Below are 12,933 nucleotides of genomic sequence, written 5' to 3' on the forward strand. Positions count from 1 at the left end.
TTCCCACGGTCCACTCCAGGGGGAGATTCCGGAGAAGAACCGGACGCGGCTCATCCCCAAATATCAGCCCGGGCACTGCCCCCGCCCCTACCAGAGTAGGGGGACGGAGGGGAGCGCTCCGTGGGGGAGCGGACGAAGGCCAGATATGGTCGGTTATTTTGGAATCGATGCACTGGTAAACCCGATATATCACCGGGCGAACCGATCTCCGGCCCCATAACCGTAACGAAATACGAGAACGAAGCATCATACGGCTACTTCGCCGCTGTTGAAAAGCCGCTATCTCCGGAACACGACGATTACTTCATTGTTTACCATGGTGTCTTTGGGCCGGCCGTTCTCCTCGATCACACCGATGCACCGGAAGAGCTTATGCTCCGGAGTTACTTGCTCCGGGGCGCCAGGCCGCTCGCGTCCTGTTCGTGAGCGGCAGAGGTGTGATCGGGCAAGGCACCACTAACCCGGAGATCCATCGCATAGACCGGGAAACTACTTGAAGCGAAACCGGCACACCCCTACCCTCTCACACGAAACAGAATGTACGAAGCCGTGGAAGGCTTGGGCTGTTGAACCGCTGCGACTCCGAGCGCGCTGTTTCTCCCGCCCGGTTCGTCCCAGGCACATCGCCTGCACGGCCCCGGCTCGAAGCCTGATGGCTTCTCAATCTCCGGACGTTGTCCGTCGCACCCTTCGGTCTTCTCCCGCTCTGTTCCTTTGGAACGTCACCACTCGCACCTGGCGGGGCTCAAGCTCCGGCCGCTCGCTACGCTCCCGCCCGTCACTTCCTCAAACATTAATATCACCAGGAGGGAACATTATACTAGAATTTATCCATGAGCATACGGCCCGGCCCCGGAAAACGGCGGTGAGGGATCGGGGCTTGAGGGGCTGCAGGACAAATGGAGCTGTTTACACTATGAGCGATATGAATCATATCTGTTTTGATACGACAAAGATTGATAAGATACAGGAACTGCTCGAACGCGGGGTTATGGTCTACCCCTACACCTTCGAGCGCAAGGATACCGTCGAGGAGATCAAGGACCGGTTCTCCGGTATCGGGCACGAGAAGAGCGAGGAAGAGGTCAGCATCGCAGGCCGCATCTACATTGTTCGCCAGCACGGCAAGACGATATTTGCTGATCTGGGGGACTCGAGCGGCAGGGTACAACTCTACCTCCGGAAGAACGACCTTGGCGAGGAGCAGTTCGACCTCTTCAGGCAGTACGTTGATGCCGGGGATATAATCGGTGTCGTCGGCCACGTCTTCAGGACGAAGATGGGCGAGATCACCGTCTGGGTCGACCGGTTCGAACTCCTCACCAAGTCGGTCTGCCCCCTCCCGGAGAAGTTTCACGGGCTCAAGAACGTCGAGACCCGCTACCGGCAGCGCTACCTCGACCTGATCATGAACGAAGAGAGCCGCGAGACGTTCCGGACCCGGAGCAGGATCATATCGCTCCTGCGGCAGTTCCTCTTCGAGCGGGACTACCTGGAGTTCGAGACTCCCACCCTGCAGCCGATCTACGGCGGCGCAAACGCCCGGCCGTTCACCACCTACCACAACGCCCTCGACCAGAAACTCTACCTCCGGATCGCGCCGGAACTCTACCTCAAGCGTCTCGTCGTCGGCGGTTTCGACAAGGTCTTCGAGATAGCCAAGAACTTCAGGAACGAAGATATCGACACCAACCACAACCCCGAGTTCTCGATGGTGGAGATCTACGAGGCCTACCGGGACTACAACGACATGATGGACCTCACCGAGGAGCTCTTCTCACTCCTCGTGGAAAAGGTGCACGGGAAAACCACGTGCTCGTTTGCTGGGCACGACCTGGACTTCGCCCGCCCCTGGCGCCGCCTCTCCATGGAGGAGGCGGTGCAGGAGTACGCCGGTATCGACATCCGGACTCACAGCGTGGAGGAACTCCGGACGTTCGGCCTTGAGCACTGCGTCGAGGGCTGCGAGAGTGCCACGACCCGGGGCGAGTACCTGGCGCTCTTCTTCGAGCACTTCGGTGAGAAGGAACTCATCCAGCCGACGTTCATCTACGACTTCCCCATCGAGAACTCGCCGCTGGCAAAGAAGCACCGGGAGAAGGATGGGCTGACGGAGCGGTTCGAACTCTTCATCGCCGGGATGGAGATGGCAAACGGCTTCTCGGAGTTGAACGACCCGCTCGACCAGAAGGCCCGGCTCGAACTCCAGGACGCCAAGCGTCGCCGTGGCGACCTTGAAGCACAGATGATCGACTACGACTTCATCAACGCGCTTGGCTACGGAATGCCCCCCACCGGCGGCGTCGGTATCGGCATCGACCGTCTGGTGATGCTCCTCACCGGCAAGGATTCGATCAAAGAAGTGCTCCTCTTCCCGCAGATGAAGACCATCGTCCCGGGGCCGAACGGGTCAGAAACGGGGGAGAGTGGCGGGGACGAGTGACCTGCCACTGTTTTTGCCCATGAACGGACAAAATCGGGCCGCCATCCATCCCGGCATAACGGTGGATATCGTGCTCAAACGTGATCAGCGAACCGGGAAGCGCACCCGGGGCATCGTCGCCGATATCCTGACGAACTCATCCTTTCACCCTCATGGGATCAAGGTCCGGCTCCAGGACGGACAGGTCGGGCGGGTGCAGGAGATCATCGAGTAAGGCAGGCCTGCCACCTTCGCGCGGCTGTCACCTGCGACCCTCTCCGACCTTTCGGAGCGTGAACCGGACAGCCACGCCGCACTCCGGCTCTCCCGGAATCCGGTTATCCACCCATATTCTGCCGCCGTAACGCTCGATGAGCATCCGGCAGATGTAGAGCCCGAGCCCGGCCCCGGTCAACTCACCCTCCCCTTTCTGGAAGCGGCGGAAGAGCTCCCTCTTCATCGCATCCGGGATTCCCGGCCCGTCATCCTCGACCGAGACCACGACCTCCTCCCCGCGCTCCTCGACCCGGACGGTGATCCCGACGGCGGGGCCGCCGAACTTGGTGGCATTCCCGAGCAGGTTCGCAAAGACCTGGGGCAGGAGGTCATCGGCGAGGACGGTGACCGGGTGGCCCTCGTACTGAACCCGGCCCTCAAGGTGGTTCGCTACCTGTTCCCGGATCACCCCGTCGAGGTCCATCCACGTCAGTACCACCTCGCTCTCCCGGGCCTTCCGGAGGGTGGCGACGCAGCGGATGACATAGGAACTCTGATTGAGCCGGGAGAGCATCTTTTTGGCCATCTCCTGCTGTTCTCCCTCGAGCGCATCGGCGAGGAACTGCGTGTATCCAATAGCAACGGTGTTTGCGTTGTTGATGTCGTGAACCATGATGTCCAGATAGAGGTTTGCCGCCCGGCTGGACTCCTCAAGCTCGGCCGTCCGCTCTCGGACCTGGTCTTCGAGGTGGGTGCTGTACTGCCGTAACGTCTCCTCCGACTCGCGGAGGCGCCGGATATTCTCTTTGAGAGAGTCTACCATGATACCGATGCTCATCTCGAGACGGGTAAATTCCGATCCCGTGGATACCCGGATCCGGTGGTCGTGGTCCCCGCGGGCGATGGTGTTGACGTCGTCGACGATCTCCCGTATCGGCCGGGTGATCCGCCGTGAGACCGGAAATGCGATGCAGCAGGCGGCGAGACTCGCCAGAACCGCGAGGAGAGCGTGGCTAAACCGCATCTCCGCGAGCCGGGCGTCGAGAGGAGCGGTACTGTAGGTCAGTTCCACGACCCGGCTCGCGTCTGAGGGGTGGTCGGGAACGGAGAGGTCGACAAGGATGTACCGGGTGATCGTGCCGGCGGTCGAGTTCGGCAGCGTCCGGTCCTGCTTCTCCTCAAAGACTGCCCGGGCAATAGGGTTGATGGCGGCCGGATCGGTCGGGCTCTCCGAATCGGTCACGTTGATGAGCCTCCCGTAGCAGTCGAAGATCCGGATCCCCTCGAGCGCCGGGTTCAACCGCATCAGAGCCGCTTTGAGTGTCTGGTATTGCGGATCGAACCGGTCAGTCTCGGCTGCACTGCAGACGAGCCCGAGCTCGAAGAGATAGCGGTGGTCGGGAGAGGGCAGATACGCATATTTCCTCAACAATCCGCTCGCCGGCTCCGCCACAACCCGGTCCGCCGCGAATGTATCCCCGAGCCGGATCTTCGTTATCCGGTCATAAAAATAGGGAATCTGCCTGAAGTCCAGGCCGAGGTCCGGCGGGTAAGTGGTGTACTCGACGACGCCTGACGCGTTGATGATGTAGATCTCCATCTCCCCCCCAAGTTCTTCTCGAACGTGGGAGAGATCCATCTCCGCCGGGTTCCTTCCTGCGCGCTCGTACTCGGCGAGAACCGGACCGAATCCCTCCTCCATCCGGCGGTCCAGCGTTCCGTCGAAGAGTTTCAGGCCCGCGTCCATAAGCCGTATCGACTGGGTGACACTCTTCTCCGTCTGATCCCGGAGCAGGTCTTCCTCGGCGATCAGAGCCCCCTCGACCTGCCGGTAGTCCAGGGCCGAGATCACCCCTATCACCGGGAGCGTGATCATGATCATGACGAGCATCGGATGCGTACCAAAACGGCGATGCCTTTTACCACTGTCGTCTGTTGCCGTCATGGACCGCCTCCCCCTCCAGCCTTCCTGAGTGTGAACCGGATAGCCACGCCGCACTCCGGCTCTCCCGGGACCCGCTCATCCGCCCAGATTCTCCCGCCGTAACGCTCAACGAGCATCCGGCAGATGTGGAGCCCGAACCCGGTCCCGGCAGTCCTGTGGGTACCCCGAACCAGCCGGTCGAAGAGCCACGGTTTTAGAGCATCCGGGATTCCCGGCCCGTCATCCTCGACCGAGACCACGACCTCCTCCCCGCGCTCCTCGACCCGGACGGCGATATCAACATCCGGTCCCCCGAACTTCTTCGCGTTCCCGATGAGGTTCGCAAAGACCTCGGAGAGGAGGTCGTCGGCGAGGACGGGGACCGTGGTGCCGGTGTAGGTTATCCTGGAGTCGAGAGAATGTTCGATCTCGCCTCTGATGACCCGATCAAGGTCGACCACCCCGGGCGACGGCACGCCTCCCTGGAGGTGCTGGATGGTGCTGACGTTTCGCACGATCTCGATACTCTTCGTAAGTCCCATCTTCGCTTTCCGGAGTAACTCCGCCTCCGGCGCTCCCTCAAGGTCGGCAAGGAGGAGGTCAGAGTAGAGGTTTGCGACGTTGTTCGCGTTGTTGATGTCGTGACTCATGATATCCAGGTAGAGTGTTGCCATCCGGTTTGACTCCTCAAGCTCGGCCGTCCGCTCCCTGACCTCTTCCTCGAGAATATGGCTGTGCCGGATGATCTCCTCCTCCGACTCCTGGAGTTTCCGGAGGGTCTCCTTTAAGGATGCGACCATCGCCGATACGCTCTCCCCGAGGTGCACGAACTCTTCGCCCCCGCTCACCCGTATGGGGTGGTCCTGATCACCGCGGGCGACGGTATCGACGTCCTCGACGAGGGTGCGTATCGGCCGCGTCAGAGAGTATGCAGCAAGAGCCGAGAGGCAGCTGATGCAGAAGATCGCGACGAGCAGGGCACTCACATGCCAGTCGTGCATTCCGGCAAGTTTTGCCTCAGCAGCCTTCGTGTCGTAGGTCAGTTCAACGACCATGCTCATATCCGATGCGTAATCACTGTCAGTCAGATTGATGAAGAGGCACCGAGTCAGTTCGCCTGCGGCAGCGTTCTCCACTTCTAGACAGGTCCTCTCCTGATACGCCTGCCGGACCAGGGACAGCCGACGGCCATCAGCAGGATGCGCCTCACCGGTGATCCGCGTGCCCAGGCAGTCAAAGACCCGGATCTCCCTGACGTCCGGGTTTTTGTCCACCAGTTCCCGGGCCATATCATGGTACTTCAGCGCCGTGCGATGCTGCTGGAACTCTGACTCTGCAAGGCCTAACTCAAAGAGGTAGCGGCGGTCGGGAGAGGGTAGATACGCGTACTTCCGGAGATCTCCGGTGGTGATCTCGGGGACGACCCTATCTGCCGAGAAGGCGCCATTGAGCCGGATCTCCGTTATCCGATCGTAGAAGTAGGGAATTTCCCGGAAATCGAGGCCGAGATCCGAAGGACAGGTGGTGTACTCGATGACGCCGCTCTCGTTGATGATATAGAGGTCCATCTCGCCCCCGAGTTGCTGCTTGACCCCATGAAGGTCCATCTCCGCCGGGTCCCTTCCCGCCCGCTCGTACTCCGCGATAAACAGGCCGAACCCCTCCCGCATATCGTGGTTTAAGGTGTTGTCGAAGAGTTTTAACCCCGTGTCCACCAGATTCATTGAGAGGATGATGCCGGACTCGGTCTGGTCCTGGAACTCTTCGGCGTTTGTATCCAGCTCCTGTCTGACTCCCACATAGTCGATGAGCGAGAACAGGCAGACGACGGGGGCCACCGCGAGCAGTATGCCAAGCAGGAGGTAGACTGTGAGCGAGAGCGACGGTCGCGTCGATCGCTTCGCCATCATTCAGGTACCCTCGTCGCTCTTCATGCACTACCCTCCCCGGGCAGGAATAGACTCTCAAAGAGGTGTATATCTGTAGCTATTTAGCATGAACGATCTTAGCAGAGAATCACGGATTTAGGAAATATATTGCACCAGAAAGCCCAAGGGGGAGCAGAAGCACGCTGATGCCGGTGAACAGCATCGAGGGCGAGAAGAGTTGCGGCGACGGCGCGCACAGGACGGGAAAGAAAGAGAATGCCGGGGCCGGGCAACGGCCCCGGGTCATATCGTGCGGGATGGTACGGTGATCTTACATCGGGGGCATGCCCATGCCACCCATGCCGCCCATGCCACCCATGCCGCCCATCTCGTCCATGCCGGGGCCACCCGCAGGTGCAGCGGACTTGGATGCGGCGATGACGTCGTCGATCCGGAGGATCATGACAGCGGCCTCGGCGGCACTGGAGACCGCCTGGGTCTTCACCCGCAGGGGCTCAATGACGCCGGCCTTGAGCATATCCCCGGAGACAGCGTTGAAGACGTCGAGTCCCATGTATTTCCCGTTCACGCCACCCTTCTCGTGGGCTGCACGGAGGGCGACGAGCATGTCGATCGGGTCAAGACCTGCGTTCTCGGCAAGCGTCCTCGGGATGATCTCGAGAGCGGTTGCGAACGCCTCGATGGCAAGCTGGGCGCGTCCGCCGATGGTTGCAGCATATTCGCGGAGCCGGAGCGAGAGCTCGATCTCGGGCGCACCGCCGCCGGCGACGAACTTCCTGTCCTCGACGGCAACGCTGACGACCCTGAGAGCGTCCTCGATGGCGCGGTCGAGTTCGGCGACGACATGCTCGGTGCCGCCGCGGATGATGATCGAGACCGCCTTCGGGTTATCGCACTCGGTGACGAAGATCATCTCTTCGCCAGAGACCTTCTTCTCCTCGACGTTGCCAGCCTTGCCGAGTTCCTCGGGGGCGATGGCGTCGATGGAGCTGACGACGGATCCACCGGTGGCACGAGCGAGTTTCTCCATGTCGCTCTTCTTGACACGCCGCACAGCAAAGATGCCTGCCTTTGCGAGGTAGTGCTGGGCGATGTCGTCGATGCCCTTCTGGCAGAAGAGAACGTTTGCGCCGCTTGCGATGATCTTGTCGACGATGCCCTTGATCATCCGCTCCTCTTCGTCGAGGAACATCTGGAGCTGGTCGGGGCTTGTTATGCTGATCTCGGCGTCGACCTCGGTCTTCTTGAACTCGACGGCGGCGTTCAGGAGCAGGATCTTCGCGTCCTTGACGACGCGGGGCATGGCGGGGTGCACACGCTCCTTGTCGATGATCATGCCTTCGACGATCTCGGAGTCCTCGATGGATCCGCCGACCTTCTTCTCGACCTTCACGAACTCGGTGTCGACGGTGCCGTCGGCATCGGCGACCATCGTGATCGCCTTAACGACGAGCTCGGTGAGCTTCTCCTTTGCGGCCTCGGCGCCCTTGCCGGTCATGGCGGTATCGGCGAGCTTCTTGAGCATCACCATGTCGTCGGGCCTGACGTCGACAGCGATCTCATCGAGGATGAGCTGCGCCTTATCGGCGGCCATGCGGTAGCCGTGGGCGATGACCGTGGGGTGCACATCCTGGTCGAGGAGATCCTCGGCCCGCTTCAGGAGCTCGCCTGCGATCACCACCGCGGTCGTGGTGCCGTCGCCGACCTCATCATCCTGGGTCTTTGCGATCTCGACCATCATCTTCGCGGCCGGGTGCTCGATATCCATCTCTTTTAAGATGGTCACACCGTCGTTTGTGATGACGACGTCGCCGATGGTGTCGACGAGCATCTTGTCCATGCCCTTAGGGCCGAGTGTTGTCCGTACAGCGCTTGCGACGGCCTTTGCGGCAGCGATATTGCCTGACTGTGCGTCACGACCACGGGTACGCTGGCTACCCTCTTTCAGAATAAGGATTGGTTGTCCTCCAAGACTTGACATAGGTATCACCGTTGTTAAGCGATAGAAAGGTAGGTTTGTAGTTCTATATAAAACTACTCACTCGGTCATCATATCTATGAGTTCTGAGCCGTCTTCGAGGGTGTGGAGATGCTCTTCGCCGATAAGGAGGGTTTTGCCGATTTTTTTCTGCTTTTTATAATCCGTGACGACGCACACAGCAAACGTCTTTGTGATCTGGGATATGTTGCCGATGAGGGAAGCGCGCTTTACGATCTTCTGGGAGGTGCCGTATGCCGCGAGGATTGTATGCCGGTCAAAGAGCGCCAGCGCCTGGAACGGGGCCTGCCGCATCGCGTGGATCTCCATCCCCATCCGTTCAAGATTGATGAGAACGTCACCGGTCGCGGATTCCGGAGATGCAGGGGGTTCGGGAGAGCGGTAGCCGATGAGCTCAATCGTCTCGACGAGCGGGGCATTGAAGAGTTCCTCAAGCCTGATAGCGACATCGAGCGTGGTGCCCATGCCGCTCTCGTACTTGCTGATAGTCCGGCGGGAGACCCCGAGGTGCGATGCGAGATCCCCAAGTGACATCCGGGAGCGCTCCCGCACCTCCCGGAGGAGGTCGCCTTTGATCTTCACGTAGAGGCCGCCGGGGGATGCATAGACCATTGGCGAGAGCCCTTCCGCAAAGTAGTCGTAGAGTGTCTCGGGGTTGAGAGCAAAGAGCCCGTAGCGGATGTAGACAACTCCGCGCTCAAGTTCAGCATCGCGGGCTCGCTCTCCGACGATGAGAGGGGTGGCCTGGAGGTACCGGGCGATCAGGTTGAGGTCCCAGGCTATATCGGCGCTCACGCTATCGATGTGAGAGACGACTTTGATGATGACGAGGGTGTCGCCTTTCTTCGCGAGGAGGTCGAAGCTCCGCGGACGGATGTTGCATCGCTCCGAGACGTCGAAGTCCGCGAGGAGCATAATGCTGATGACCATCTGAGGAAGGCGATCCTGCGACATAACCCGTAAGAATCGATATAGCCGGAGAACGATATAAACTATAGGGTTATGCGGATCGGGATCGATGATACGGATTCCCCTGCCGGGATGTGCACCACCTATATCGGGGCGGTTCTGGTGCGGCGGCTGGAGCAAGCAGGGATCCGTGTCGTTGAAGCCCGACTGGTCAGGCTGAACCCGAACGTCATCCACAAGACCCGGGGGAACGCGGCGGTCTGCATCGAGGCCGAGGGTGATGCGGAGGCGGCGTTCGCGCTTGCCTGCGCGTGCGTGGAAGAACTCGCGGAGTTCGACGCCGCCGGGACGAACCCCGGCGTGGTGGTCGCCGGGGTCCGGCCGCCGCCGGACTTTTACCACGCGGCGCTCCGGGATTTCTGCAACGTGAGTGAGGCCATCGATCTGCTCGAGTCGGTCGGGGCCCGCTACCGCGGCTACAAGAACCGGCGCGGTCTTATCGGCGCAACCGCGGCGGTTGCGAGTGACTTCCCCGACCGGACCTACGAACTGCTTGCCTACCGGAAGCGGGAGATGTGGAGCACCCCCCGGCAGGTGGACCGTGGAAGCCTCTTCCGCGCCGAGGAGATGACCTCCCCCCACACCTGGGACACGGTGGACCGGGAGAACGACGTGGTGGTCTGTGTGCCCCACACACCCGACCCGGTCCTCTTCGGCATCCGGGGGGAGAGCCCGGCGTGGGTCCGGGAAGCCCGGTCCTACGTCCACTCGGAGGAACCGGCCTGTGAGCAGGTTTACACCACCAACCAGGGGACGGACGCCCACCTGCTGCCGGGGAAGGTCGGAGCGCTCCGGGAAGGGCGGTCATACCTGGTGCGGGGCACGGCCGTCGGGTCGCCGGTCACCGGGCCCGGCGGCCATGTCTCGTTCCTCCTCGCAGACGAAGGCGTTGAGGTCCGCTGTATGGCCTACGAGCCGACCAAGGGGTTCCGTGACGTCGCGAGAGCCCTCGTCCCGGGAGATGTGGTGGCCGTAGCCGGAAGTTACAAAGGGGAGAGTCTCAACCTCGAGAAACTCGGGATATGCCGCCTCGCCGATGCTGTTCGCATCCGCCCACCGGTCTGCCCTGCCTGCAAGAAGAGGATGACGAGCGCCGGGGCAGGAAAGGGCTACAAGTGCAGGGTCTGTGGGGGCCGCAGCCGGGAGCCAGAGGTTGAGGTGCTGGAGCGCCGGATCCGGCCCGGATGGTACGAGGTCCCCCCCACCGCCCGCCGGCACCTCTCCCGGCCGCTGGTGCGCGGCGTCCCTGCATGGGAGCAGGCGTTCTCTGGATGAACCGCAGGAGTTGATCCTGGGGCACGGCCTCCTGCGGGTTGTTCTTCAATCAGGGAAAGATTCTGCCCATTTTGATCTCAGTCTACCACGCTCGTGTGCCGGATCTCTGAACCGGGGGCTCTCCCCACAGGGTAAACTAAACGGACTTTACAAAAAAAGATTTATAACGTTTGGGCATTAACTAATTCTTGGTGATCCCGTGCCGACTATCAGCGGCGAAGGCGCACATGTTCTGACCTGTCCGCCCGTGACGGTGCCAACCACGGCGAGCAGGGTTCAGCAGCAGGCTGTACAGATCCGCGGTCAAGTATGCACGGAGCGGAGACGAAGATAACCCTCTGGATACCCTTCTGTCTCCCGGCCCGAAAGTCCGCTCTTCAGAGATGGTCCGGCACACATCCGGACCCCCGACACGGCGGGGCGAGCGGGATCATCCCGTGTCGGATAACCAGTCATCCCCTGTCTGGCAGCGGGAACCCGATCCCCGGGTTCCCGCAACAATTCAACATTTTTTAGCCGACGGATCCTCTCCACCGTGAGTGCTCCGGGACAACCTCACGAAAAGACAAGGTGTTATTGTGCATGAATGCCAATGTCTCTTAAGAGCTGGTGTATCACTATCATGACCTTCAAGTATGGGGATGCGGTACAACAGGCGCGAGTGCGCCCAGGAATGACGGTCGGCGAACTCGTCGATGAACTTGGAAAAGCAGGAGCCTACAACGGGGGGTCCCTGTGGCAGGCGGTCAACATATACGAGCGGATGCTCCGCGACGAGAAGGCGCTGAAGTTCTTCGGCCTCTCGGGCGCCATGGTCCCCGGCGGCATGGGGGGCATCGTCAGCGACCTCATCAGGCGGGGACACATCGATGTGCTCGTCTCGACGGGGGCGAACCTCACCCACGACACCATCGAGGCGATCGGTTGTCACCACTACCACGGGACCGCTCAGGTCTCCGATGCCGAACTCTGCGAGGAGGGGATCAACCGAATCTACGACATCTTCCTCCCAAACGAGGCGTTCATCAGGTTCGAAGAGTTCATGCAGGACGTCTACTCGTCCCTCCCGGAGGGTTCGACGGTCTCGATCTCCGACCTTCTCAACCGGATCGGCAGCCGACTTGACTCCGGGATCCTCGCCGAGGCGGCAAAAGCCGGGGTGCCGGTCTACTGTCCCGCCATCCAGGACTCCATGATCGGGCTCCAGTACTGGCTGTTTTCCCAGATGCACAAGGTCACGGTCAGCGCGTTTGGTGATATGCCCGGACTCCTCGACCGGTGCTTTGAGGCCGAACGGGCCGGGACCATCCTCGTCGGCGGCGGTGTCCCGAAGAACTACATCCTGCAGAGCAAACTGATGACCGAGAGCGGGTTTGACTACGCAGTGCAGCTCACCGGCGACCGGCCGGACCTCGGCGGCCTCTCGGGCGCGACGCTCGATGAAGCCCGCTCATGGGGCAAGCTCACCGGAGAGGCTCGCGCCGCGACTGTCTACGGCGACGCGACCATCAACCTGCCTCTCCTCGTGGCCGCAACCCTCGAGAGGCTGGAAGGATGACCGAGCTCATCCTCTCGCTCGATGTGCTCGACCGGAAGCGGGCGGCGAGAATCGCAGAGTCCTGTGCGCCCTTCATCGATGCGGTCAAGATCGGCTACCCCCTCGTCCTCTCGGCCGGCCTCGGTGTCGTGGAGGACCTTGCCGGTCTCGGCCTCCCGCTCATCGCCGACTTCAAGGTCGCGGATATACCGAACACCAACCGCCTCATCTGTGAAGCGGTCTTCTCAGCCGGGTTTGACGCCGTCATCGCCCACGGGTTCGTGGGGGCCGATGCTGTGAGGACGTGTGTCGAGGTGGCGCACAACCACGGTGGGGCCGCCTACATCGTCGCGGAGATGAGCCATCCCGGGGCGACCGAGTTCTTCCACGGTGGTGTGGCCGAGCGCCTCGCGACGCTCGCTGTCTCCTGCCGGGCCGACGGCATCATCGCTCCCGCCACCCGCCCGGACCGGGTCAGCCAGCTCCGCGAGATCGTCGGCAAGAAGACGATCTACTCCCCGGGCGTGGGGGCTCAGGGCGGCGACCTCGATACGGTTGCCCGGCTGGTCGACGGGGTCATCGTCGGGAGGAGCATCTACGAGGCAGAGGACCCGGCGACTGAGGCCGAACGGTTCTCCCGCATCCGCCGGTGATGAGTTCTCCGTTCCGATCCCCCGGGATATGACGAACCCTATGAGTGTT

General features: G+C 61.4%; 11 protein-coding genes. 7 read left to right on the forward strand and 4 right to left on the reverse strand.

Annotation, left to right across the window (positions count from 1 at the left end; all coding sequences use genetic code 11):
• The first annotated feature begins 120 nt into the window (after window positions 1-120).
• From BP846_RS00005 to BP846_RS00015, 3 genes are all read left to right on the forward strand, one after another.
• On the forward strand, window positions 121-426 hold the full coding sequence (locus BP846_RS00005) for a hypothetical protein (RefSeq protein ID WP_292391991.1): 306 nt from the start codon (window positions 121-123) through the stop codon (window positions 424-426).
• 490 nt (window positions 427-916) lie between these two features.
• Window positions 917-2,443 (forward strand): lysine--tRNA ligase, encoded by a 1,527-nt coding sequence (gene lysS / locus BP846_RS00010; protein ID WP_292391992.1) that lies wholly within the window; start codon window positions 917-919, stop codon window positions 2,441-2,443.
• A gap of 19 nt (window positions 2,444-2,462) precedes the next feature.
• Entirely contained in the window at window positions 2,463-2,657 is a 195-nt protein-coding gene (locus BP846_RS00015) for a YwbE family protein (protein WP_292391993.1), read from the forward strand.
• 27 nt (window positions 2,658-2,684) lie between these two features.
• Here the strand turns inward: BP846_RS00015 and BP846_RS00020 are convergent, their stop codons facing one another.
• Window positions 2,685-4,529: a HAMP domain-containing sensor histidine kinase gene (locus BP846_RS00020; RefSeq protein WP_292391994.1), complete on the reverse strand. Its 1,845-nt coding sequence runs from the start codon at window positions 4,527-4,529 to the stop codon at window positions 2,685-2,687.
• Window positions 4,530-4,579: 50 nt separating this feature from the next.
• Entirely contained in the window at window positions 4,580-6,472 is a 1,893-nt protein-coding gene (locus BP846_RS00025) for a sensor histidine kinase (RefSeq protein WP_292391995.1), read from the reverse strand.
• Window positions 6,473-6,636: 164 nt separating this feature from the next.
• On the opposite strand from BP846_RS00025, the gene BP846_RS00030 reads away from it, so the two are divergent.
• Window positions 6,637-6,759 carry a hypothetical protein gene (locus BP846_RS00030; RefSeq protein WP_292391996.1) on the forward strand — a complete coding sequence of 41 codons (123 nt, stop codon included), beginning with the start codon at window positions 6,637-6,639 and terminating at the stop codon, window positions 6,757-6,759.
• A gap of 2 nt (window positions 6,760-6,761) precedes the next feature.
• Here BP846_RS00030 and thsA read toward each other — a convergent pair whose 3' ends face one another.
• Both thsA and BP846_RS00040 read right to left on the reverse strand, forming a co-directional pair.
• Window positions 6,762-8,432 carry a thermosome subunit alpha gene (thsA, locus tag BP846_RS00035; protein ID WP_292391997.1) on the reverse strand — a complete coding sequence of 557 codons (1,671 nt, stop codon included), beginning with the start codon at window positions 8,430-8,432 and terminating at the stop codon, window positions 6,762-6,764.
• Between the two features lie 57 nt (window positions 8,433-8,489).
• Window positions 8,490-9,404, reverse strand: coding sequence for a transcriptional regulator (locus BP846_RS00040; protein ID WP_292391998.1), 915 nt, complete (start codon window positions 9,402-9,404; stop codon window positions 8,490-8,492).
• Between the two features lie 48 nt (window positions 9,405-9,452).
• Here BP846_RS00040 and BP846_RS00045 point away from each other — a divergent pair, with 48 nt between their 5' ends.
• The 3 genes from BP846_RS00045 to pyrF all read left to right on the forward strand — a co-directional run bounded on the left by BP846_RS00045 (window position 9,453) and on the right by pyrF (window position 12,884).
• The gene (locus BP846_RS00045; RefSeq protein ID WP_292391999.1) at window positions 9,453-10,694 is read left to right on the forward strand and encodes a tRNA(Ile)(2)-agmatinylcytidine synthase; all 1,242 of its coding nucleotides are present in this window, start codon (window positions 9,453-9,455) and stop codon (window positions 10,692-10,694) included.
• Between the two features lie 622 nt (window positions 10,695-11,316).
• Complete coding sequence (locus BP846_RS00050; protein WP_292392000.1) at window positions 11,317-12,252, forward strand: deoxyhypusine synthase; 936 nt, start codon at window positions 11,317-11,319, stop codon at window positions 12,250-12,252.
• Window positions 12,249-12,884 carry an orotidine-5'-phosphate decarboxylase gene (gene pyrF, locus BP846_RS00055; RefSeq protein ID WP_292392001.1) on the forward strand — a complete coding sequence of 212 codons (636 nt, stop codon included), beginning with the start codon at window positions 12,249-12,251 and terminating at the stop codon, window positions 12,882-12,884. The genes BP846_RS00050 and pyrF overlap by 4 nt, the downstream gene beginning before the upstream one ends.
• Window positions 12,885-12,933 lie beyond the last annotated feature (49 nt).

It is taken from the genome of Methanoculleus sp. UBA303, from assembly GCA_002501655.1.
Classification (GTDB): domain Archaea; phylum Halobacteriota; class Methanomicrobia; order Methanomicrobiales; family Methanoculleaceae; genus Methanoculleus.